This is a genomic window from Clostridium sp. KNHs216, from assembly GCF_006714885.1.
Taxonomy (GTDB): domain Bacteria; phylum Bacillota; class Clostridia; order Oscillospirales; family Acutalibacteraceae; genus Caproiciproducens.
Genome location: NZ_VFMF01000001.1, coordinates 2308919 through 2331711, shown reverse-complemented (window position 1 = coordinate 2331711; position 22793 = coordinate 2308919). Strand labels below are relative to the sequence as shown.

Sequence of the window (22793 nt, the reverse complement as noted above, 5' to 3'; positions counted from 1 at the left end):
AATCCCCCTGAGGGCTCCTGAAAAGGAACGCCGCAGGGGGCGTTCCCTACTTATACAGATACAGAAGGTGTAACATGAATCAGAAGGAACTTATTAACGAATATTGCCGCGAGGTGCGGGTTGCCAGCTACGAGGTCGGCGCGCAGCGCCTTTTGAAGCTGAGCGTGCTGATGCGCATGTGCCAGGAAACAAGCGAGCAGCATGTCGATCTTGTGGGGCTGAGCTATGAAAAAATGTATGAGGACGGGATTGTATTCCTCCTGATTACCAACCGTGCCAGAATCAGACGGATGCCGGTACATAACGAGAAAGTAACAATCAAAACGCACCCGCGCGGGGTCAACGGGGCGCAGTTTTACCGCGATTTTCTGTTTTACAGCGGGGAAGAGAAGATCATAGACGTCATGCAGACCTCCGTCATTGCCGACCCGGTGACGCATAAGGTGATGCGGCCGAAAAAATTTCTGGATTACGGTATTTTTTCCGGAGAAAAAGTCGGGCCGGAGGACCGCGTCGGTAAGATTACGGTGCCGGAGGATCTTCCTCTGGTGGGGGAAAGGCCGATCCGCTATTCCGATCTGGATTACAACCGCCACCTGAACAACACCATTTACGGTGATATTTTAACCGATTTTCTGCCGGGCGGCGCACAGGGAAACAAGTACGCGGAAGTACAGATCAATTATGTAAACGAAAGCGCGCAGGGCGACGTTTTGAAAATCTACGCCGCGAAGGAAAACGGCCGGGTGCTGATGCAGGGCGTCCACGCAAGAGGGTGCGGTTTCACCGCCGCGGCGACCCTTTTGCCGGTCGGCGAAAAAGCATAAACCGGTACGCTTTCCGGGGCCTTGGTTTCCGCTTTATGGAAAGGTGAAAATCTGCTGCTTTTTGATTGAATATTCGCGGTTCAGATGTTATAATAACAAAATATATAAAAAAATGAATGAAGAGAGAAAGCGGCTGGAAATGACAGTTTTGCAGCGGCGCGAATGTGACAGGAGGATAAGATGTTAAATACGAACTACTCAGAAAAGTTTGTAAAAGAAGGGCTGACCTTTGACGATGTTTTGCTGATCCCGGCGGAATCCCACGTACTGCCCCGGGAAGTGGACCTTACCACTCAGCTCACCAAAACCATCAAACTGAACACCCCGCTGATGACGGCGGCCATGGACACGGTCACCGAAAGCAACATGGCGATCGCGATCGCCCGCGAGGGCGGTATCGGCATTATCCACAAGAATATGGCGATCGACAAGCAGGCCGACATGGTGGACCGGGTAAAGCGTTCTGAAAACGGCGTCATTGTAAACCCGTTTTTCCTCTCTCCTCAGCATTTTGTACACGACGCAAATGAGATTATGGCGAAATACCGCATTTCCGGTGTGCCGATCTGTGAAAACGGCAAGCTCGTGGGCATTATCACGAACCGCGACATGCGTTTTATGACCGACGAGGATTACGACCAGCCGATTTCCGCCGTTATGACCAAGGAAAATCTGGTCACCGCTCCGGTTGGGACAACCCTTGCGCAGGCACAGGAGATTCTGCGCAAGCACAGAATCGAAAAGCTTCCGATTGTTGACGACAAGGGCAATCTGAAGGGCCTGATTACCATTAAAGATATCGAGAAAGCCGTGCGTTACCCCAGTTCCGCAAGGGACGCGGGCGGCAGGCTTCTGTGCGGTGCTGCGATCGGCGCCACCGGCGACGTGCTGGAGCGCGTTGCGGAGCTGGTAAAGGCACAGGTCGACGTGGTTGCGCTGGACTCCGCTCACGGCCACAACGACGGCGTTCTGGAGGCCGTCAGGAGGGTCAAAAAGGCGTTCCCGAACCTGCAGCTGATTGCAGGAAACGTGGCGACAGGCGAAGCGACCCGCGCGCTGATTGAAGCGGGCGCGGACTGTGTGAAGATCGGCATCGGCCCCGGCTCCATCTGTACGACCAGAATCGTCGCGGGGATCGGCGTCCCGCAGATCACGGCGATTTACGACGCCGCGTGCGCCGCGGAAAAATATGGCATCCCGGTGATCGCGGACGGCGGCATCAAATTTTCGGGTGACATCGTGAAGGCGCTCGCCGCCGGAGCGAACGTGGTTATGGTCGGCTCTCTGGTCGCCGGCTGCGAGGAGTCCCCGGGCGAAACCGAGCTTTATCAGGGCCGTCAGTTCAAGGTGTACCGCGGCATGGGCAGCCTTGCGGCTATGGGCCAGGGGAGCCAGGACCGCTATTTCCAGCAGGATCAGAAAAAGCTGGTTCCGGAAGGGGTGGAAGGCCGCCTGCCGTACAAGGGGCCGCTGTCGGACACTATTTTCCAGATGATCGGCGGAATCCGTTCCGGTATGGGTTATACCGGCTGCGCGGACATACAGGCCCTTCACGACAAGGCACGGTTTATCCGCATTACGGGTGCCGGTCTGAAGGAAAGCCATCCGCACGATATCCAGATCACCAAGGAAGCGCCCAATTACTCTTTCTCCGTATAATTTTGATCGGAATTGGGGGATACTGATTCTTGAGGAAATAAAAGGCGGGCTGGCGGTTCCCTGTCAGGCGGCGGCCAAAGCCGCCGTTGCCGCGGGGGCCTGCTCCGCCATGGTCGGCGGTGCGATTAATCTTCCGAAGGGGATTACCGCCCGGCTCACAAGGGAGATTCAGAGTTAAAAACGCGCTTAAAATGGTTTTTTTAAAATTATTGAGAGAATGTGTTGACAAACACAAGAAATTCGGGTTATAATATAAAACGCTCCGTTTCAATACAGAGCGGAATATGGCGGCATAGCTCAGTTGGCTAGAGCATTCGGTTCATACCCGAAGTGTCATTGGTTCAAATCCAATTGCCGCTACCATGATATGGCCCGGTGGTCAAGCGGTTAAGACACCGCCCTTTCACGGCGGTTTCACGAGTTCGAATCTCGTCCGGGTCACCATATTTTATTCTGTACACGCGGACTATGGACGCATAGCTCAGCTGGTTAGAGCGCTCGCCTCACACGCGAGAGGTCATGGGTTCGAGTCCCCTTGTGTCCACCAAATAAGAAATGCACCCGGAAGGGTGCTTTTTTATTCCCCGCTTGGGGACTCGAACCCCGGGCGGCGAGTCGCCGCGGACAATTCGCGTACGGAGTTTTTCCTTTCGGGTATCGTATTGCTCGCGTTTGAAGAATAATCGGTTTTGGATTGGGGCTGCCGAAGGCGCGAAAGACGCTGTGCGTCCGCCCGAGTCCCCTTGTGTCCACCAGACTGAGTCTGGACGCAATTCGCGTCCGGGCTCTTTTTCATTTCCGGGCTTGTATGCGCGCGTATGAATCCTGCATCTAAATTGAGCAAATGGCACAAATTAAGAAATGCACCCGGAAGGGTGCTTTTTTATTTGGCGCCCTCTTTGAGGGAGCTGTCAGGCAAAGCCTGACTGAAGGAGTTTCTCAGAAATTTAGCTGAGGACTCCCTCGGCGCGCCCGGCGCGCTCCTCATTACGATTCTTGTTTCTCACTGTCCTGAACCAAGTGATCTAACGCATAGCGGCAGCATTGCAATACCAACATATTAAATGAAATATCGTTCTCTTCTGCTGTTTTGTTTAATTCTTCGAAAAGTTTCTCTGTGAAACGGATTGTTCTTGGAATATTAGCATTTGAGAATGGTTTAATAATATTAAACATAAAAACACAACCTTTCCCGGTATTGATATTGTAACCAATATAGGTTACAATATAATATAACCGTTATAGGTTATATTATTGGTTATATATGGGGTGATTGGGACGGAGAGGGACATTGACAATATAGAACAAAAACGGATAGAGCAAACTCTTTCCAGAATTGGCTCAAAAATAGCAGACGCAACTGAATTGTCCCGACGGGCAAAGGAGTTAACGGCTAACTCTGAATTGATGCTGACTGCCGCGCAACAAGAAATTGAAAACTTATATGTTTCTTTAGACTGGCAGAAGAAATGACGATCCTTGCTTTTATAACAAAGAATCACTCATCGTTTTACTCGGACCAGCGGCGGCCTGTATGGAGCAAATGAGACAAATTAAGGAAAGCACCCACCCGGGCGCTTTCCTTATCTAAGTATTGGCGGCGAGCCGCGTTCGGGTTTTTGGGGGTTACCGGAAGTGAAAGACGCTGTGCGTTTCCTTCCTATAAATTAACCATCATGTCATACAGCTTATTGACGGTTTTCCAGTTCCGTACGGTAGCCGAATCAAAAGCCTTTGAAGCGCGTGCGGCAAGCTGCGACTTACGGATGCTTTGGTGGCAAAGCAGATACAGTTCTCTTTTTCCCATCCGCAGGGTATCTGGGCCGATATACTCTCTGCAGATGGTATCAATCTGCACCTGCTCCGGCGGGGCGCCTAAAAAATAGACGTAAAGATGCTCGACCTGTGGGTCAGCGGCCTGTGCCTCCGCTATTTCCGCCGACGTGATCGGAAGCTGCTCGATTAAAACCCGGATTTCGTCCATGCTCCGTATCAGGACGTTGCTTTCAAAACCGAAACGGTCAAGAAAACCGGCTTTTATTTTATCAAGTAAATCCGCTTCCGCAAGAGCCGTCTCAAAAACAGCATTGCCGCTCTGGATGTAGGTTCTTACTTTGCTTAATCCTGAATGAAAAAGCAGCTGCTCCAAATCCGCCATCCTTACGACGTTCTTTCCGCCGACGTTGATCCCCCTGAAAAGTGCGGCATATTTCAATGTTTTGCACCCTTTCGTCTTTTGTCTCGTCCCGAGCTTTTTATTGATCGGTCGCACAAAGCTCCGAATTGCTTAAATCTGTTTATCGATATCATATCACTGTCCGTTTTAAAATGCGAATGTTTCCTGCCGGGCGCACTTCCTACAGCATTTCCAGTTGATTCTGCAATAAGGTTGCGTTCCTCTCCCGCCGAAGGCGGGGGAGGAACATGTTTTGTCCCGCAAACGTAACCGGAATTGCTATCAATAGAAGAGCGGAAAGAAAATCCTTTCATTGCAGCTGATTTGAATGACAAAAATAAAATAATTCATTTTTACTGTAAATATCCATATAAAGCTGAAAATTTGTAAATGAAATGCAGGATGATAGCGGATGATATTTAAAATCGCTTGTCTTTGTCCCTTTCCTGTGGTAGGATAATAAAAAAGCACAGTGATGAATGGAAGGGGTATGAATACAGTGAGAATGAAGAAATTGGCGGCACTGGTGCTGACGGCGGCGGTTGTGCTGTCCGCTATGGCCGGCTGCGGAGGAAAACAGGGAACACAAAACGCCGGCGGGACGGCCTCCACTCAGGGCGCGAAAAGCGGGAGCAGCGACACGATTGTATACGGTTCCGCGGCGGATGCGCGCGGCCTGGACCCCGCTTTGGTAGACGACATTGAATCGGTCAAGATCATGAGCAATATTTACGAGGGCCTGCTGAAATATAAAAAGGATTCCACAGAGGTGGAGCCCAGCCTTGCCGAAAGCTGGAACATCAGCGACGACGGGCTTACCTATGAGTTCCACCTGCGTAAAGGGGTGAAATTTCAGGACGGTACCGACTTTAACGCGGAAGCGGTAAAGTTCAATATCGACAGGCAGCTTCCCCCCAAGGTCACGGAGGACATGAGCTACGCCTCCTTCGTATACGGCTCGGTAAAGGACGTGCAGGCGGTGGACGAGTACACCGTAAAGATCAATATGAAGGAACCCTGTACGCCGTTCCTGAGTAACCTGGCCATGAACCTGGGCGCGCTGATCGTCAGCCCCAAGGCGCTGCAGGAGAACAACAACAATGTCAATGAGCATCCCGTGGGCACCGGACCCTATAAATTCGTCAGCTGGCAGAAGGACCAGAACACGGTTTTAGTCCGCAACGACGACTACTGGGGGACCAAGGCGCTTACGAAGAATGTCGTGTTCCGCACCATTAAGGACAATTCCGCCCGCGTGGTCGCGCTGAATAACGGAGAGGTCGATATCATCGACGGAATCGACTACACCGTGGTCGATCAGATTTCTTCGGCGGGAAATAAGACCGTCAAATCCCCGGGGATGAACATCAACTATCTGGCGTACAATTGCAGCCGCGCCCCGTTCAACGATGCGAAAACACGCGCCGCGCTGTCCGCCGCGATCAACGTGCCCGAATTGGCGGAAACGCTCTACAAGGGCTATTCGGAGACGGCGACCACCATTTTGCCCACGTTTATGCCGGGGTACGACAAAACGGTCCAACAGACGGCCTATGACCCGGAAGCCGCCAAGGCTGCCCTGAAAGCGGCGGGGGTTTCCAGCGTCCATATCATTACCTATACCAGCGCGCGGATGTACAACCCGGCGAACGGCCAGACCCTTGCCGAGGCGGTGCAGGGATATCTTTCCAAGGTGGGTGTCACTTGTACGATCGACGCGTACGACTGGACCACCTATAAGACGAAGCAGCAGCAGGGCGACTTTGACATCTGCTTTGCCGGATGGATCGGCGACAACGGCGACGCCGACAATTTCCTGAGCCTGCTGGCGTCGGACGATCCCGGCATGAACTACGCCCGCTTCAATAATCAGGAGTATAAGGACCTGATCGCGAAGGCGGTAAAGATGCCGATGGGCGAGGAGCGGAACGCCGTTTACGGCGAAGCGGAGAAGCTTGCCGCGAAGGAATCTCCGTGGCTTCCCATTTCGCATTCCACAAACCTGATCGCGACGTCGCCCAAGGTCCAGAACTTCCTGTATCACGTGACCGGGATGCTTCCGCTTTCCGGCGTTTCCAAAAACGGCTGATCCGTTTTCCGGTTTTTTCCCTGCTTCCTACGGGAGGCAGGGATTTTTTCTTCTTTGGGGCCGCCTTTCCGCGGGAGTGAAATGAGGGTTGACAAATCATCGTAAAAATCAGATAATTACCTAGACGGCGTTTCCTTTTCGGCTGAAATCCCGCGTATGAGATGCGGCTTTTATGGTGGGAGCTGTATACAATTGAAAAAGCGAAATCATTTTGGGCAAGCTATTTTGTGATTCCCTGCAAAAGGACTGTGCCTGCGCCAAGGCCGTCACAGCAAAGAATTCAAGTTTTTTGTTTAAGAGAGGATCTATCATGAAAATGAAGAAAATTTTAATCCTTGCATTGGCGGTTGTTATGGCCGGTTCCCTTGCGGCCTGCGGAATGGGCGATGTGGGCGGTACCCAGTCGGCGCCAAGCGCTTCCTCCCAGGCGGCGGTTTCCTCCGCGGTCGGTTCGGACAATATGGAGGACAGCCTTGCCGGTCTCGAAAAATACCTTTCGTCGAATTCCTTGATTTCCGGAACCCCGGCAGAAATGAAAGCGGATTTTATCGGCGCGAAAAAGGGCGCGAAATATCACTTTGGCTTTAACGGAAAAGACAATGTTACTGTGGAGCTTTATGAATTTGATACCGGCAGTCTTTCCAGCGAGGCTTCCGCCGTTCTGGACGAGGTAAAGGCGAAAAATCAGTTCACCATTATGAACCAGACCGTTCCGGCGGTGATTTCCGACAGCGGGAAATATATTATGATTTATAAGGATACCTCCGGTTCCGATGAAAACAAACAGCATCAGGAAGACGTGACCAAGCTGTTTAAAGCGTTCAAAAAATAGATTTTCAGCGAACGGGCTTTCCGGCAACTGCCGGGAGGCTCTTTTTTTATGCTTTCTAAATCACGGCTCCGTTCTTGACAGAGGGGAAGGGACAGGAATATAATAAGAATTCAGAAATACCATATTTTGGCAGGATCCCGGCAAAACGATAAATCTTCTGCATCATGATCTTTTACCTGAATACGGGAAAATTTTTATGAAACGATGGAGGAACTGAAATGAAGAAAAAATGGATGGCCTTGCTTTTAGTATTGGCAATGGCCGTATCGCTCAGTACAACTGCTTTTGCCGCGGATACCGGCGTTTCCGCGACCTTTACGCTCAGTAACGGCAGCCTTTATCTGAAAGCGGGGGAGACCGCCGTGCTGACCGTCAGCGACAGCAGCGTGTCCTCGCTTCAATGGGCGTCGAGCAATCCCGCCGTTGCCTCGGTGACAAACGGGACCGTTACCGCCTCCGCGCTCGGCAGGACGACGGTTACCGTCACCGCGCCGGACGGACGCAGCGCCGTCTGCGACGTGCATGTCGTGCTGAAGGGGATTGACGTGTCCGAGCATCAGGGAGCCGTGGACTGGGCCAACGTAAAGCTCGCCGGGGTGGATTTTGCGATTCTGCGCACCGGCTACGGGAACGAACTGCCGGAAACACAGACGGACGATTATTTTGCGGCGAATTATGATGGGGCGGTCGCGAACGGAATCAAGGTCGGCGCCTATCACGTCTGCTATGCGACGACTCCGGAAATTGCCGTACAGGAAGCGCAGATGTGCCTCAGCATCCTGAACGGACGCCGTCTGGATTACCCGGTATTTTACGATGTGGAGCAAAACGCGGTAAACAGCGCCATGACGGGGGATCAGCTCTCGGCGATCGTCACCGCCTTCTGCAGCACCATGGCCAACGCGGGATATAAGACCGGAATTTACAGCAACGCGAACCTGTTCAATTCCAACCTGAGCAGCACTGCGCTGAGCGCTTATGATAAATGGGTGGCGCATTATAATGTACCTTCTCCCAATTACAGCGGCGCCTATACGATGTGGCAGTACAGCGACGCCGGCCTGATCGGAGGCGTCAATACTTCTGTCGATCTGGACTACTGCTATGTGGATTACCTTTCCGCGACCCCGGCACAGGCTCCTGTGGACAACACCATTCTGTCCGATACCGGCTCGTCCCTGTCCCTAAAGCCGGGCCAGAGCTACCAGTTTAAGTTTACCCCGAACGGAATCAGCGCGAAGCCCTCCTTTACCACCGGAAATTCCGGCGTGGCGAAAATCGTTTATCAGAAGCTGCAGAACGGCAGCTATTATGTAAAGATCACGGGGGTCGCCGCCGGGACTACCTCCATCTATTCCGTACTGCCGAATCAGACTCCGGTGCGCCGCTGCGTCGTCACTGTGGCGTAAGGAGGCAGTTCGCTTATCCGGCATCTTTCTATCCATAATAATATGAAATATTTGGCGCAGGACATCAATTTGTTCTGCGCCAATGTTATCATGAAAGAACCGGGTTAACTGCAAAAACGGTGGTCGCCGATAACCGTAATTACGGGACGGGAAAAAATCCAGCTGCTGGTGGCCTTTGCGGGGTTATAATAATAGATCGCTCCGCCGGAAGGGTCCCAGCCGTTGATCGCGTCACGCGCGGCCTTGTAAGCCGAGTCGGAAATAGGGGCGTTGATGCCGCCGTCATTCAGACAGCTGAACGCGCCGGGCTGATAGATAACGCCCGCCAGCGTATTGGGGAACGACGGATGTTCGATCCGGTTCAGGATTACGGCGGCGACCGCAACCTGTCCGGTATAGGGTTCGCCTCGCGACTCGGCGGACGTGACGCGGGCAAGCAGGGTGACGTCGTTGCTGCTGAAGCCTCCCTGTGCGCCGGCAGAGCCGCCCACTCCCAGTGCCGCCAGCGTCTTGGGTCCCGCGATCCCGTCGGCTGTCAGGCCTTTCGCCTTTTGAAAGCTGACAACGGCGCTTTTGGTCTGGCTGCCGAAGATTCCGTCGATCTTTCCTTTATAATAACCCTGATTGCTCAGCTTGGTCTGGATGCTTTTCACTTCTTCGCCCTGGGATCCCACCTTGGAAAGGGTCAGAACCGAGCCGCCCAGATTGGTGACAATTGAGATGACAAGAATGTTTACCAGCACCACAATGATCATTGCCCAGACATATTTCAATTTATTTTCCATATTGAACACCTCTGTACAAATTTTTCCCTCACGTTGCTGTTTTATCCCGAGCAGACCGAAATATTGAAAGATTTACAAAAACGGCCCGGAAAACGCGCAAAAACAGGGGATTATTTTCCATATTGACAGAAAAAAGGCAAATGTTAAAAAAAAGTTAAAAAACTTTAGAAAAAGGGTTGACTTACGGGGATGTATTTGGTATTATAGTCAAGCGCCTTACGAAAGACGCAAAAAACGAAAACGAAACCGAAGCGGCACAAACACAGAGCGGAAGCGGAGTTTTCGACCAGGACCTTGAAAATTAAACAACGATAGAATTAAGGAACCCGTAATGAACTTGAGAGTATAGAATGTACTTTCGGACGAAGTTGGTTGTCACTTTAAAAGACAACGAAAATACACGTTAGTGTATCGTATTTAGAGCTCTTCAAAAACTCTGAGTATTTTGATATAAACGCCTTCGGGCGATTATATACAATATTTTAGAGAGTTTGATCCTGGCTCAGGACGAACGCTGGCGGCGTGCCTAACACATGCAAGTCGAACGGAATTAAGTTTAACACCGAACACTTAGTTTGGTGGAGACGCCTGACCGAGTGGTGGGTGTTGAGCTTAATTTAGTGGCGGACGGGTGAGTAACGCGTGAGTAACCTGCCTTTCAGAGGGGGATAACGTCTGGAAACGGACGCTAATACCGCATGACATATTTGGGCTGCATGGTCTGAATATCAAAGGAGCAATCCGCTGAAAGATGGACTCGCGTCCGATTAGCTAGTTGGTGAGATAAAGGCCCACCAAGGCGACGATCGGTAGCCGGACTGAGAGGTTGAACGGCCACATTGGGACTGAGACACGGCCCAGACTCCTACGGGAGGCAGCAGTGGGGGATATTGCACAATGGAGGAAACTCTGATGCAGCAACGCCGCGTGAGGGAAGACGGTTTTCGGATTGTAAACCTCTGTCCTTGGTGACGAAACAAATGACGGTAGCCAAGGAGGAAGCTCCGGCTAACTACGTGCCAGCAGCCGCGGTAATACGTAGGGAGCAAGCGTTGTCCGGATTTACTGGGTGTAAAGGGTGCGTAGGCGGCTCTGCAAGTCAGGCGTGAAATATATGGGCTTAACCCATAGACTGCGTTTGAAACTGTGGAGCTTGAGTGAAGTAGAGGTAGGCGGAATTCCCGGTGTAGCGGTGAAATGCGTAGAGATCGGGAGGAACACCAGTGGCGAAGGCGGCTTACTGGGCTTTAACTGACGCTGAGGCACGAAAGCATGGGTAGCAAACAGGATTAGATACCCTGGTAGTCCATGCCGTAAACGATGATTACTAGGTGTGGGGGGTCTGACCCCTTCCGTGCCGGAGTTAACACAATAAGTAATCCACCTGGGGAGTACGGCCGCAAGGTTGAAACTCAAAGGAATTGACGGGGGCCCGCACAAGCAGTGGAGTATGTGGTTTAATTCGAAGCAACGCGAAGAACCTTACCAGGTCTTGACATCCAACTAACGAAGCAGAGATGCATCAGGTGCCCTTCGGGGAAAGTTGAGACAGGTGGTGCATGGTTGTCGTCAGCTCGTGTCGTGAGATGTTGGGTTAAGTCCCGCAACGAGCGCAACCCCTGTGATTAGTTGCTACGCAAGAGCACTCTAATCAGACTGCCGTTGACAAAACGGAGGAAGGTGGGGACGACGTCAAATCATCATGCCCTTTATGACCTGGGCTACACACGTACTACAATGGCTGTTAACAAAGGGAAGCAAGACCGCGAGGTGGAGCAAAACCTAAAAAACAGTCTCAGTTCGGATCGCAGGCTGCAACCCGCCTGCGTGAAGTTGGAATTGCTAGTAATCGCGGATCATCATGCCGCGGTGAATACGTTCCCGGGCCTTGTACACACCGCCCGTCACACCATGGGAGCCGGTAATACCCGAAGTCAGTAGCCTAACCGCAAGGGAGGCGCTGCCGAAGGTAGGATTGGCGACTGGGGTGAAGTCGTAACAAGGTAGCCGTATCGGAAGGTGCGGCTGGATCACCTCCTTTCTATGGAGACATGAGCAGCTGAAACACGCTGGTCTAACATCCTAGGTCGGTTACGGAAGACGAAATTCGAATCGTTGTTTAATTTTGAAGGCCCTGAGCTGAGCTCAGAGGCACGGCCCGCGGACAGCAGTCCGAGGAAAGTGTCTTGGCGCCGCGGGACGGTAACAACCGGCTTCCGGGGCGAGGAGCGAAGCGCAAAGCTTTCAGAAAAAAAGTGGAAACAAGGGTAGAACACCTGAGTGAAGCTACCTTTATATGGGGGTTTAGCTCAGCTGGGAGAGCGCCTGCTTTGCAAGCAGGAGGTCAACGGTTCGATCCCGTTAATCTCCACCAGCGGCGAGTCGCCGCAGACAATTCGCGGGTAAGATTTGATGGAAACGTGAAATGAGTGCACGCGGAAAGAAGCGAAGACGAGCCAAAACAAAATGTGGCTAAGGGTGACAACCTGAACGCCGGAATATGGGCTTATAGCTCAGCCGGTTAGAGCGCACGCCTGATAAGCGTGAGGTCGGTGGTTCGAGTCCACTTAAGCCCACCACGGACACAGTCCGTTTTTGCCGCGCACAAAGCAAACTTGAAAGAGGAAGCAGAGTGCCCGCGTAACGGAGGAAGTCCTCAAAAATACATACGGTAGTTTGAATTCACTTCGGTGGAGGAAAGGGTATCGTGTGGAAAAGGTCGGCAGAAGGTAGAATCCGCGACAGAACGGGTCTTTTGATCTGGGAACTGTCCCGTGACGAAACGGCCTGCGGCCGTGTACATTGAAAACTGAATAAAGAAGAAGCAGATATTAAGCGAGAAATAACTTGTTATTTTTAGATTTAAATCTACAATTTCAAATTTTTAAAGAAGAACCAAGAAAAAACACATGGTCAAGCTACAAAGAGCGCAAGGGGAATGCCTTGGCACTGGGAGCCGATGAAGGACGCGACTAACTGCGAAAAGCTATGGGGAGCCGTAAGTGGGCATTGATCCATAGATATCCGAATGGAGCAATCCAACTGGAGTCATGTCCAGTTATCATACACTGAATTCATAGGTGTATGAGGGGAACCGCCTGAACTGAAACATCTAAGTAGGGCGAGGAAAAGACATCAAATGAGATTCCGCTAGTAGTGGCGAGCGAACGCGGAAGAGGCCAAACCGGGGGTAGCAATACTCCCGGGGTTCGGACAGCAATGTGGATGCTGGAATTTAGCAGAATGGCATGGGAAGGCCAACGAAACAGTGTGAGAGTCACGTATGCGAAAAAGGAAAGCGCCTAGCTGTATCCAGAGTACCGCCGGACACGTGAAACCCGGTGGGAATATGGGGGGACCACCCTCCAAGCCTAAATACTACCCAGTGACCGATAGTGAACAGTACTGTGAAGGAAAGGTGAAAAGGACCCCGGAAGGGGAGTGAAAAAGAACCTGAAACCTTGTGCTTACAAGCACCGAGAGCCCGTCAAAGGGTGATCGGGTACCTTTTGTAGAATGGTCCGGCGAGTGAATGTAACTGGCAAGGTTAAGTCCTTAAGGGATGGAGCCGCAGGGAAACCGAGTCTGAACAGGGCGTATGAAGTCAGTTGTATTCGACCCGAAACCGGGTGACCTACCCATGTCCAGGTTGAAGTGGGGGTAAAACCCCATGGAGGACCGAACCGACTCCTGTTGAAATAGTAGCGGATGAGGTGTGGGTAGCGGAGAAATTCCAATCGAACCCGGAGATAGCTGGTTCTCTCCGAAATAGCTTTAGGGCTAGCCTCGTATTAGATTACCGGAGGTAAAGCACTGAATGGTCTAGGGGCCGAAAGGCTACTGAAACCTATCAAACTCAGAATGCCGGATAATTGATGTACGGGAGTCAGACAGCGTGAGATAAGTTTCGTTGTCAAAAGGGAAACAGCCCAGACCCACAGCTAAGGTCCCAAAATATGGTTAAGTGGAAAAGGATGTGGGGTTGCACAGACAACCAGGATGTTGGCTTAGAAGCAGCCACTCATTAAAAGAGTGCGTAATAGCTCACTGGTCGAGTGACCCTGCGCCGAAAATTTAACGGGGCTAAATCATATACCGAAGCTTGGGATTCCGCAAGGAATGGTAGGAGAGCGTTGAATAAGGGGTGAAGTCAGAGCGGAAGCGCTGGTGGACTTTATTCAAGTGAGAATGCCGGAATGAGTAGCGAGAAATGTGTGAGAATCATATTGGCCGAAAGTCTAAGGTTTTTGGAGGAAGGTTCGTCCGCTCCAAGTAAGCCGGGAGCTAAGGTGAGGCCGAGAGGCGTAGCCGATGCACATACGGTGGAAATTCCGTAGCCGCCAAAAGATTTAAGTAAGAGGACACCTGCAAAGGGCATAACCCGGGCGATGGTTGACCCGGGCGTAAGGGACCGAAATTAGAGTAGGGAAGTATGCTTAGCGCAGGGCGAGAAAAGTCTTATGTATATCTTCGGCGCCCGTACCGCAAACCGACACAGGTAGATAGGAAGAGAATTCCAAGGCCAACGGGAGAAGGGTAGTTAAGGAACTCGGCAAATTGACCCCGTAACTTAGGGAAAAGGGGTGCCACAGCAATGTGGCCGCAGAGAATAGGCCCAGGCGACTGTTTAGCAAAAACACAGGTCTCTGCCAAATCGCAAGATGAAGTATAGGGGCTGACACCTGCCCGGTGCTGGAAGGTTAAGAGGAGATGTGCAAGCATTGAATTGAAGCCCCAGTAAACGGCGGCCGTAACTATAACGGTCCTAAGGTAGCGAAATTCCTTGTCGGGTAAGTTCCGACCCGCACGAATGGTGTAACGATCTGGGCACTGTCTCAATTACCCGCCCGGCGAAATTGTAGTACCGGTGAAGATGCCGGTTACCCGCGACAAGACGGAAAGACCCCATGGAGCTTTACTGCAGTTTAATATTGGGTTTCGGTAATTTATGTACAGGATAGGTGGGAGACTGCGAAGCAAGGGCGCCAGCCTTTGTGGAGTCGCTGTTGGGATACCACTCTTAAGTTGCTGAAATTCTAACCTGCGGCCGTGAATCCGGCCGGGGGACATTGTTAGACGGGCAGTTTGACTGGGGCGGTCGCCTCCAAAAGAGTAACGGAGGCGCTCAAAGGTCAGCTCAGCACGGACGGAAACCGTGCCTTTGAGTGTAAACGCGTAAGCTGGCCTAACTGCGAGGGTGACGGCCCGAGCAGTAACGAAAGTTGGAGTTAGTGATCCGGCGGTATGAGAGTGGAATTGCCGTCGCTCAACGGATAAAAGCTACCCTGGGGATAACAGGCTGATCTCCCCCAAGAGTCCACATCGACGGGGAGGTTTGGCACCTCGATGTCGGCTCATCACATCCTGGGGCTGTATTCGGTCCCAAGGGTTCGGCTGTTCGCCGATTAAAGTGGTACGCGAGCTGGGTTCAGAACGTCGTGAGACAGTTCGGTCCCTATCTGTCGTGGGCGCAGGATATTTGAGGAGAGCTGTCCTTAGTACGAGAGGACCGGGATGGACGCACCGCTGGCGCACCAGTTGTCATGCCAATGGCACAGCTGGGCAACTATGTGCGGATCGGATAAACGCTGAAAGCATCTAAGCGTGAAGCCGACTCCAAGATTAGATATCCCATAGCGTAAGCTAGTAAGGCCCCTTGAAGACTACAAGGTTGATAGGCTGCGTGTGTAAGTACGGTAACGTATTCAGCTTGGCAGTACTAATAGGCCGAGGGCTTGACCATATTTTTCTTGGCAACCCTCATTTCTCTCTTCTGCTTCCTTCCCTTTATTCAGTTTTCAGTGTACAATTGTACCTGTGAAATGCAAAGAGCATACGCACTGTGTTTTTTGCTATGATTGCGGAGGCGCATGCCGACTGTTGAGTTCGGTTCTCAGTGTACAATATGGATAGAACATAAGACCTATCGTTTAGATGGGTCTTTTTTTGCATTTAAAATGAAATTATGAATGTTTTTTGTCTGGTAATGATTTCCGCGTGGATATCAAAGGGCATATGGGGTTGACTTTTTGTGAGTTTTCCCGTACCATTGTATTCATCTTTTAATACAGAAGGCGAAAACAGAACGCCTATACGAACGGAGGATGGTGTCAGTGGCATCTGTCGGTATTGGAGTCCTTTTTTTAATCATGGTTGTCAGCTTGCTTGCGCTTGCCGCACGCGTGCTTTTTGCTTTGGCGGCCTACAATGACGCCTGTGCGAAAGCGAACCCGGACGCGCTGATGTGGGGCCTTTTGATCGGATTTTTGGGTCTGATTCCGGGCATTATATATCTTTGTATCCGAAATTCGTCAAGGAACTATATCGTGTGCCCCAACTGCGGTTTCAGACATTATTTTTATGACGCGGTCTGCCCGCGGTGCGGAGCGCCGAACCAGCCCCCACAGAATAGGAATCCCCTGGCGGGAGAGCAGGTCCGCCGCGCAAAGCTTTTCCTTACCATCGCCGTTGCGCTGACGGGCGTGGCCATTCTTGCCGTTATTGTGTGCATGGTTTTTGTGGTGAGCATCTCTTCCTTCGGAGGGAATTCCTTTTATTATTAACGAACAGATAGAATCGCGAATAGAAGCTTGGAGGACAGCAATGCTTGAAGTTTTAGACTTAACAAAGAAATACAGAAATACATTGGCGAACGACCATCTGAATTTCCGGGTGGATCCGGGCGAAATCGCGGTGATGATCGGCCCCAACGGCGCAGGAAAATCAACGGCGATCAAATGTATCGCGGGGCTGCTGCGCTTTAACGGGAATATCGCCGTCTGCGGATATCCGAATAAAACCGTGGAGGCAAAGCGGAATTTCGGCTATATTCCGGAAATACCGGCGCCGATTGAAACGCTGACGGTCTACGAGCATTTGGAATTTATCGCACGTGCATATAAGGTGGAGGACTGGAAGGATAAAGCCAGGACGCTGCTGGAACGCATGGAGCTGGACGATAAGCGCAAGAAGCTGGGCAAGGAGCTGAGTAAGGGGATGCAGCAGAAGCTCAGCATCTGCTGCGCGCTGCTTCCTGAGCCAAAGGTGGTTCTGATGGACGAACCCCTGATCGGATTGGACCCCCACGCGATCAAGGAGCTGAAAACCATGCTGACGGAGCTGCGGGAAAAGGGCTGCGCCGTTCTGGTCAGCACGCACATGCTGGACAGTGTGCGGGACTTTTGGGATAAGGCCCTGATTATGATGGACGGAAAAATCGCTGCGGTCCGCACCCGCGCGGAAATAGAAAGCACCGGCGAGGATCTGGAACAGCTGTTCTTTTCCATTACGGAAGGCGCGCAGACAGGCGGGGATGCGCGATGAGAGCGATACTGTATTTGATCCGGAAGGAAATCAAAAACGCCGTGATCGACCTGCTGCACCACCCGGCAAGGCTGATTCTGTATCTGTTTCTGGCGGCAATGCTGGGGCTCTCCTTGTTAAACGGAACGGAACGGGAAGTCCGCGAACCCGGCAGCTACCTGGACATTGGGATCCTGCACGGGGTTTATTTTGCCATTCTCTTTTTGATTACGGTCCCCAGTGTGCTGAGCGGGCTGAAAAGCGGGGCAACTTTTTTCAGAATGTCCGATGTGAATTTCCTGTTTGTCTCGCCTATTTCCCCTAAAAAAATACTTGCCTACGGCCTTGTCAAGCAGATGGCCTCCAGCATCTTTATGATGATTTTTCTGATGTTTTACGCCGGAATGGCGATTAACCTGTTTGGGATTACGGTCTGGCAGATGGTCGCGCTGGTGGCCGGAATTGCGCTGATCGTGTTCACTATTCAGCTGATTACCCTTTTGGTCTACAGCTACTCCAGCGGCCGCCCGGAGCGCACAGGGTGGATTAAAACGGTGCTGTACGCGGAAATCGGGATGATGGTGGCGTTTACCCTGAGTAATTTTTGGTTCCACGGTGCCAACCAGCAGTCGCTTTTCGCCGCGCTGGCCTCGCCGTATCTGGAATTCGCGCCGGTGGTCGGATGGATCAAGGGAATGGTGTTCGCCATCATGAACGGGGATACCGTGCGCGCCGCCGTATTCGCGGCTTTGAACGCGGCGGTGGTTGCGGGGAGCGTCCTTCTGTTTGCCAAAAGCAATTCGGATTATTATGAGGATGTGCTCCAGACCACCGAAAGCACATTTGAATTGAAACAGGCAGTGAAAGACGGAAAGACGGCGGGAGTGCGCGGCATGAACACCCAGCCCCGCCGGGTGACGGACACGGGTATCTGGCACGGATGGGGAGCGAGCGTCTTTTTCTTCAAGCATATCCGTGAAATGAAACGCAAAAACCGTATCCCGTTTCTCCGTGGCACCAGCATTGTGCTGCTGGCGATCAACGTGATTCTGGCGTTCGTGCTCAGGGCGATCAGCGGCGGAGCGAGGGACGACGGGATGCCCAGCGGCCTCATTCTGGTGATTGCGCTGAGTATGAGCAGCTATATCCAGTTCTTCTTCAATGCCGCCGGCGACTGGACGCTGGAGCTGATGAAGCCGTATATTTACCTGGTACCGGAAAAACCGTTCGCAAAGCTGTTCTGGGCCAGCCTGACGACGCTTCTGACGCCGGTTGTAGACGGCGTGATCATTTTCGCCGTGCTCGGCGTCATGCTGCGCGCGAATCCTGTTACCGCGCTCGTCTGTATGCTGCTCTATGCTTCCATGGGCTTTATTTATACCGCGGGTAACGTCCTTTCCCAGCGGATATTCGGCCAGCTGGTGAATAAGGGACTGCTGATGTTTGCCTACATGCTGATGCTGATTGTCCTTCTGCTGCCGGGAGCGGGAATCAGCCTTGCGCTTTATCTCCTTGTTGAAAATATTCCCCTGACGCTGCTGGGGCTGCCGGTTTTTATCAGCAATGTACTGGTATCCATCGGGATTTTTGCAGCCTGCCGCAATATGCTGAGTTCCGCCGAAATGAACAGTTAAGCTTGCAAAAGCCTTAAAAATTCGTGTTTTCGGTGTATAAGAGCCGAAAAAACCGTCCAAAATAGAATCGAGTTTACTCCCATGTAACAAAAAATTAAATTATTTTTAAAAAACACTTGCATTTTGTCGGAGATGGTGGTATTATAATCAAGTCGTCGCGAGAACTGAACAAAGTTGGTGCTGATGACGGTGAGGGTCCACCCGTTCCCATCCCGAACACGGAAGTTAAGCTCACTGGTGCCGAAGATACTTGGCTGGTAACGGCCCGGGACAATAGGAAGGTGCCAACATGATAAAAGCAGTCACCCAATAGGGTGGCTGTTTTTTTATGCTCCGGGGATTCCGGGCTTGCAATTTCCCCCCGAAAAAGGTATAATAAGTTTAACGGTTTAAAGCATAAAGTTATGAAAGCGTATTACAGGAAGATTTTCCGTAACGCGGAAAAAAGGGTATGAAATCATGATTATTGTAATGAAAAACGGGTCCACGAAACAGGACGTGGAGAAAGTCATAGAGGCCTTAAAAGATCATGGGCTTGGCGCGAACCTTTCCACCGGTTCCCAGGCGACGATTGTCGGCGTCCTGGGCGATAAGGCGAAGCTCGGCGGATTTGATTTTGAGCTGATGGACTGCGTTGAAAAATGCGTCCCCATCATGCATTCCTATAAGCTGGCCAGCCGGGAGATGTGCCCGGACGGACGCGTGGTACAGGTGGGGGAAGAGGTCATCGGCAGGAAGAAGCTGGTGATGATGGCCGGTCCCTGCGCGGTGGAAAGCGAGGATCAGATTACACAGGCGGCTGTGGGTGTAAAGGCGGCGGGCGCTCATTTTCTGCGCGGGGGCGCTTACAAGCCAAGAACCTCCCCTTATTCGTTTCAGGGAATGGAGGAAGAAGGCCTGAAGCTGATGCGGAAAGCCGCGGACGCCTGCGGGCTGAAGGTGGTCAGCGAGATCGTGGCGCACGACCAGATCGATACCGCGGGAAAATACTGCGATATGCTTCAGATCGGCGCGCGGAATATGCAGAACTTCCGTCTGCTGCGCGAAGTGGGCCGCTCTAAAATCCCCGTGCTGCTCAAGCGCGGCATCTCCTCGACCGTGGAGGAATGGCTGGACGCCGCGGAGTACATTATGAGCGAGGGCAACTACAATGTTGTGCTTTGCGAACGCGGCATCCGCACGTTTGAAACCGCGACGCGCAATACGCTCGACGTTTCCGCTGTGCCGGTGGTCAAGGAACGCAGCAGCCTGCCGATTATTATCGACCCGTCCCATGCGGCGGGAAAATCAAAGTATATTACGTCCCTGTCGCTCGCGGGAATCGCCGCAGGCGCCGACGGGCTGATTATCGAGGTGCATCCCAACCCCAAGGTCGCGATGAGCGACGCCGCACAGCAGCTCACTCCCGAGGCTTACGCCTCCCTGTTTCAGAAGGTGGGAGCGCTCGCGCAGGTCATAGGAAGAGAAATGCAATAGCGATTCCGGCGGCTGAATTTTCAGCCGCCTTTTTTATGGACTAATCTTTATGCTTCGGATAAATCCGCAGCGCGGAAATCGGATGCTCCGGGCCCTTTTCCAGAAAAAGGGATTCCGTCTCTTTCTGAGCGTCCTGCAAATCGCGGATAACGTCGGTTACACGGTTAAATAGAAGATAGTACATTTCCCGATAAGGTTCCACTTTTATCACCTCGATCTTATTGTGCCAGAATTTCTGCCAAAAGTCAATGGCAGGAATTCTGGCATTTATAATCAGGTTGGGGTGAGAATATTGATCTATAATAAAATTAGAGAGTTGAGAGAAGACCGGGACTGGACACAACAGCATGTTGCCGATTTGCTGTTTATCAATCGGAGGACTTATTCCGCCTATGAGAACGGAGTCAACGCAATGTCCCCCGAAATACTGGTTAAATTGTCTGAAATATACCAAACCAGTGTGGACTATCTTTTGGGCCTGACGGAAAAAATCCAACCTTATCCCAGAAAAGAGAAATAAGGAATTTATATGTATAGAAGGGTTCGTGAATTAAGAACAGATCATAATTTGTCGCAAACAGAATTTGCTCAAATACTGGGGATGTCGCAGACCGGCTACTCAAAATATGAAACAGGCGAAAACGATATTCCAACCGAAATTCTGATCGCAATTGCAAATTACCATCGGACAAGCGTGGATTATCTTCTGGGCCTTACCGACGAAAAAAAGCCCTATCCGAAGAAAAGGGCTTTATAACGGGTCTTATTCCGCCCACGCGCCGGGCGGGTCCGCGACGGGAGGAGTCTCCGCCTGCCTCATTAGTGCATCGCCGCAATTCAACAGATAGCTGCCTGAGAGTATCGCCGTAGGCGCCTGCCGACCGCATGGTCTGCCCTCAGGCCGGGCGGGGACCTGCCGGTCGGCAGGCGCCTACGGCGGACTCGACTGCAAGCAAAAAGATGAATGGGTCGCTAATTCCGTCGTTCTAAGTAACGGCGGGAGTGCTCCATAAAATCCCCCTGCACCCCCTGGTATCCCCAAAACACCTCTATGAGATACGATACCTTTATGGTTTTCATTGACGGGGGGAACGGAAACGGAGATTAAAATTTCTCGTGGAAAGGACAGAATCCCCTGCCTTCCTCTTTGAGGGAGGTGTCGCGCCCGGCGCGACAGAGGGAGTTTCGGAGCAGCTCGCTCATGATTTAACGTAAGCCTGCTGGAAGCATCGCCGTAGGATTTTCCGGAGCGGCAGGTCCAAACCATTATACGGTTTGTATTAGGCTTGCTTTTGTCAACGTTTTGTTGATCGCCGGGGCGAGTAAAACAGAAGCGGCGACCTTGATCAGATCGAAAAGAACGAACGGGAAAACCGTGGCGGAGAGGGATTTGAGCCAGCTGACGTGCCCTGCGAACGCGTAGAACAGGGAACCGCACAGATAGCACACGGCAAGGGCGGCGAGCATGGACGGAACGCAGGAGGTGAGCGTCTTTTTCTTAAGAAGCTCCAGAATCCACGCGGTCAGAAAGGCCATCAGCGGATAGGCGATGAGGAATCCGCCCGTTGGCCCGAAAAGCACGCCCGGACCGCCTTTGAATCCGGCAAATACCGGTAGGCCAACAGCGCCGATCAGAAGGTAGACAAGCTGGGAGTATACGGCGTACCGTTTCGGAAGAATCGCGCCGGAAAGATAGACCGGCAGAAGGGAAAGCGACAACGGAACCGGGGTGAAGGACAGCGGAAGGATCAGCTGCGCAAACAGGATGGTAAGCGCGGTAAACAACGCGGTCAAAGTCAGCTGTTTTGTTTTCATAAGCATCTCCCATATCAATGAATTTGTTTTCAGTATAGGCGGGATTTGTTAAATTGTCAACCTTGTTGTTTTTATAAGGTTGACAATAGGGGCAAAAAGCTGTAAAAAGTGAAATGACGGGGGAGCGACGCCGAGAAACAGGCCAAAAACAGGTGAAAACCGGAGAAAACCATCAACTAAATTAAAATAATCGCACTTCGCTCTTGACACGGCGGCCTTCCTGTGGTAGTATCATACATGCAATTCCTTTGCGCCGCTTTTCGGCGCGCTTTTTTAAGAAAGGCAGCCCTGCCAAAAGGGCGGGGTTTTGTGATATTTTCAGATAAAATTCAGGAGGTATAAGCTATGTCCACCTATATGCCGAAGGCCGGCGAAGTTGAGCGCAAGTGGTATGTGCTCGACGCAGCAGGCAAACCGCTGGGCCGCGTCGCCAAACAGGCCGCCGTTCTGCTCCGCGGAAAACACAAAGTAACCTTTGCTCCGCACGTTGACTGCGGTGATCATGTGATCATCATCAACTGCAAAGACGCCGTGCTGACCGGAAAGAAACTGGAAAAGAAATTTTACTATCACCACACCGGTTACATCGGACATTTAAAGGCTGTCAGATACGACACCCTTATGAGTGAAAAGCCCTGCAAGGCGATGGAGCTTGCCGTAAAAGGCATGATCCCCAGCACCACGATCGGCCGTGCCGCCATGACCAGACTTCGTCTGTTTGAAGGCGCGGAACACGTTCACGCCGCTCAAAAGCCGCAGGCTTGGGAACTGTAAGGGAGGAGGATTAAT

17 protein-coding genes, 5 tRNA genes and 3 rRNA genes are annotated in these 22793 nt (G+C 51.9%); 20 read left to right on the top strand and 5 right to left on the bottom strand.

Annotated features, from left to right (window positions below):
* Positions 1–74 precede the first annotated feature (74 nt).
* The 5 genes from LY85_RS11350 (at position 75) to LY85_RS11330 (ending at position 3033) form a co-directional block, all read left to right on the top strand.
* Complete coding sequence (locus LY85_RS11350) at positions 75–827, top strand: acyl-ACP thioesterase domain-containing protein (protein WP_042081325.1); 753 nt, start codon at positions 75–77, stop codon at positions 825–827.
* 180 nt (positions 828–1007) lie between these two features.
* Positions 1008–2486: an IMP dehydrogenase gene (gene guaB / locus LY85_RS11345; RefSeq protein ID WP_141826719.1), complete on the top strand. Its 1479-nt coding sequence runs from the start codon at positions 1008–1010 to the stop codon at positions 2484–2486.
* A gap of 286 nt (positions 2487–2772) precedes the next feature.
* Positions 2773–2849, top strand: a tRNA-Met gene (locus LY85_RS11340).
* Positions 2850–2855: 6 nt separating this feature from the next.
* Positions 2856–2930 (top strand) — tRNA-Glu (locus LY85_RS11335).
* Between the two features lie 26 nt (positions 2931–2956).
* Positions 2957–3033: transfer RNA gene (locus tag LY85_RS11330), tRNA-Val, on the top strand.
* Positions 3034–3473: 440 nt separating this feature from the next.
* Here the strand turns inward: LY85_RS11330 and LY85_RS11325 are convergent.
* Entirely contained in the window at positions 3474–3662 is a 189-nt protein-coding gene (locus LY85_RS11325) for a hypothetical protein (protein WP_141826718.1), read from the bottom strand.
* Positions 3663–4146: 484 nt separating this feature from the next.
* On the bottom strand, positions 4147–4701 hold the full coding sequence (locus LY85_RS11320) for a DUF1697 domain-containing protein (RefSeq protein WP_243122537.1): 555 nt from the start codon (positions 4699–4701) through the stop codon (positions 4147–4149).
* A 451-nt stretch (positions 4702–5152) separates the two neighbouring features.
* Here LY85_RS11320 and LY85_RS11315 point away from each other — a divergent pair, with 451 nt between their 5' ends.
* The 3 genes from LY85_RS11315 (at position 5153) to LY85_RS11305 (ending at position 8992) form a co-directional block, all read left to right on the top strand.
* On the top strand, positions 5153–6751 hold the full coding sequence (locus LY85_RS11315; protein WP_243122536.1) for an ABC transporter substrate-binding protein: 1599 nt from the start codon (positions 5153–5155) through the stop codon (positions 6749–6751).
* A 310-nt stretch (positions 6752–7061) separates the two neighbouring features.
* Complete coding sequence (locus tag LY85_RS11310) at positions 7062–7583, top strand: hypothetical protein (RefSeq protein WP_141826716.1); 522 nt, start codon at positions 7062–7064, stop codon at positions 7581–7583.
* 218 nt (positions 7584–7801) lie between these two features.
* Positions 7802–8992 carry a GH25 family lysozyme gene (locus tag LY85_RS11305; RefSeq protein ID WP_141826715.1) on the top strand — a complete coding sequence of 397 codons (1191 nt, stop codon included), beginning with the start codon at positions 7802–7804 and terminating at the stop codon, positions 8990–8992.
* A 104-nt stretch (positions 8993–9096) separates the two neighbouring features.
* On the opposite strand, the gene sleB is transcribed toward LY85_RS11305, so the two are convergent.
* Entirely contained in the window at positions 9097–9777 is a 681-nt protein-coding gene (gene sleB, locus LY85_RS11300; RefSeq protein ID WP_141826714.1) for a spore cortex-lytic enzyme, read from the bottom strand.
* A gap of 479 nt (positions 9778–10256) precedes the next feature.
* Between sleB and LY85_RS11295 the strand changes: the two genes are divergently transcribed.
* From LY85_RS11295 to aroF, 9 genes are all read left to right on the top strand, one after another.
* Positions 10257–11818: ribosomal RNA gene (locus LY85_RS11295) — 16S ribosomal RNA — on the top strand.
* A gap of 257 nt (positions 11819–12075) precedes the next feature.
* Positions 12076–12151: transfer RNA gene (locus LY85_RS11290), tRNA-Ala, on the top strand.
* A 128-nt stretch (positions 12152–12279) separates the two neighbouring features.
* A tRNA-Ile gene (locus LY85_RS11285) sits at positions 12280–12356 on the top strand.
* A gap of 332 nt (positions 12357–12688) precedes the next feature.
* Positions 12689–15520, top strand: a 23S ribosomal RNA gene (locus LY85_RS11280).
* Together the 16S and 23S rRNA genes with 2 tRNA genes alongside form the textbook arrangement of a ribosomal RNA operon.
* A gap of 370 nt (positions 15521–15890) precedes the next feature.
* Complete coding sequence (locus LY85_RS11275) at positions 15891–16340, top strand: zinc ribbon domain-containing protein (RefSeq protein WP_141826713.1); 450 nt, start codon at positions 15891–15893, stop codon at positions 16338–16340.
* A gap of 40 nt (positions 16341–16380) precedes the next feature.
* Complete coding sequence (locus LY85_RS11270; RefSeq protein ID WP_038326233.1) at positions 16381–17100, top strand: ABC transporter ATP-binding protein; 720 nt, start codon at positions 16381–16383, stop codon at positions 17098–17100.
* Entirely contained in the window at positions 17097–18713 is a 1617-nt protein-coding gene (locus LY85_RS11265; protein ID WP_141826712.1) for a putative ABC exporter domain-containing protein, read from the top strand. The genes LY85_RS11270 and LY85_RS11265 overlap by 4 nt, the downstream gene beginning before the upstream one ends.
* A 173-nt stretch (positions 18714–18886) precedes the next feature.
* Positions 18887–19003: ribosomal RNA gene (gene rrf, locus LY85_RS11260) — 5S ribosomal RNA — on the top strand.
* A gap of 169 nt (positions 19004–19172) precedes the next feature.
* Entirely contained in the window at positions 19173–20189 is a 1017-nt protein-coding gene (aroF, locus tag LY85_RS11255) for a 3-deoxy-7-phosphoheptulonate synthase (RefSeq protein ID WP_141826711.1), read from the top strand.
* A gap of 40 nt (positions 20190–20229) precedes the next feature.
* Here the strand turns inward: aroF and LY85_RS19315 are convergent, their stop codons facing one another.
* Positions 20230–20391 carry a hypothetical protein gene (locus LY85_RS19315; protein WP_156103926.1) on the bottom strand — a complete coding sequence of 54 codons (162 nt, stop codon included), beginning with the start codon at positions 20389–20391 and terminating at the stop codon, positions 20230–20232.
* Positions 20392–20412: 21 nt separating this feature from the next.
* Between LY85_RS19315 and LY85_RS11250 the strand changes: the two genes are divergently transcribed.
* A complete protein-coding gene (locus LY85_RS11250) occupies positions 20413–20709 on the top strand; it encodes a helix-turn-helix transcriptional regulator (RefSeq protein ID WP_347562437.1) in 297 nt (98 codons plus the stop codon).
* 9 nt (positions 20710–20718) lie between these two features.
* Positions 20719–20946, top strand: coding sequence for a helix-turn-helix transcriptional regulator (locus tag LY85_RS11245; RefSeq protein ID WP_141826710.1), 228 nt, complete (start codon positions 20719–20721; stop codon positions 20944–20946).
* Positions 20947–21455: 509 nt separating this feature from the next.
* Here LY85_RS11245 and LY85_RS11240 read toward each other — a convergent pair.
* Positions 21456–22004, bottom strand: a complete 549-nt coding sequence (locus LY85_RS11240) for a biotin transporter BioY (protein ID WP_185741193.1) — start codon at positions 22002–22004, stop codon at positions 21456–21458.
* A gap of 345 nt (positions 22005–22349) precedes the next feature.
* Between LY85_RS11240 and rplM the strand changes: the two genes are divergently transcribed.
* The gene (gene rplM, locus LY85_RS11235; protein ID WP_141826708.1) at positions 22350–22778 is read left to right on the top strand and encodes a 50S ribosomal protein L13; all 429 of its coding nucleotides are present in this window, start codon (positions 22350–22352) and stop codon (positions 22776–22778) included.
* Positions 22779–22793 lie beyond the last annotated feature (15 nt).

Excerpts from the sequence above, each read along its gene's own strand:
- LY85_RS11350 (WP_042081325.1), top strand. The coding sequence starts at position 75 with ATGAATCAGAAGGAACTTATTAACGAATATTGCCGCGAGGTGCGGGTT.
- guaB (WP_141826719.1), top strand. The coding sequence starts at position 1,008 with ATGTTAAATACGAACTACTCAGAAAAGTTTGTAAAAGAAGGGCTGACC.
- LY85_RS11325 (WP_141826718.1), bottom strand. The coding sequence starts at position 3,662 with ATGTTTAATATTATTAAACCATTCTCAAATGCTAATATTCCAAGAACA.
- LY85_RS11315 (WP_243122536.1), top strand. The coding sequence starts at position 5,153 with ATGAATACAGTGAGAATGAAGAAATTGGCGGCACTGGTGCTGACGGCG.
- LY85_RS11310 (WP_141826716.1), top strand. The coding sequence starts at position 7,062 with ATGAAAATGAAGAAAATTTTAATCCTTGCATTGGCGGTTGTTATGGCC.
- LY85_RS11305 (WP_141826715.1), top strand. The coding sequence starts at position 7,802 with ATGAAGAAAAAATGGATGGCCTTGCTTTTAGTATTGGCAATGGCCGTA.
- sleB (WP_141826714.1), bottom strand. The coding sequence starts at position 9,777 with ATGGAAAATAAATTGAAATATGTCTGGGCAATGATCATTGTGGTGCTG.
- LY85_RS11270 (WP_038326233.1), top strand. The coding sequence starts at position 16,381 with ATGCTTGAAGTTTTAGACTTAACAAAGAAATACAGAAATACATTGGCG.
- LY85_RS11265 (WP_141826712.1), top strand. The coding sequence starts at position 17,097 with ATGAGAGCGATACTGTATTTGATCCGGAAGGAAATCAAAAACGCCGTG.
- aroF (WP_141826711.1), top strand. The coding sequence starts at position 19,173 with ATGATTATTGTAATGAAAAACGGGTCCACGAAACAGGACGTGGAGAAA.
- LY85_RS11245 (WP_141826710.1), top strand. The coding sequence starts at position 20,719 with ATGTATAGAAGGGTTCGTGAATTAAGAACAGATCATAATTTGTCGCAA.
- LY85_RS11240 (WP_185741193.1), bottom strand. The coding sequence starts at position 22,004 with ATGAAAACAAAACAGCTGACTTTGACCGCGTTGTTTACCGCGCTTACC.
- rplM (WP_141826708.1), top strand. The coding sequence starts at position 22,350 with ATGTCCACCTATATGCCGAAGGCCGGCGAAGTTGAGCGCAAGTGGTAT.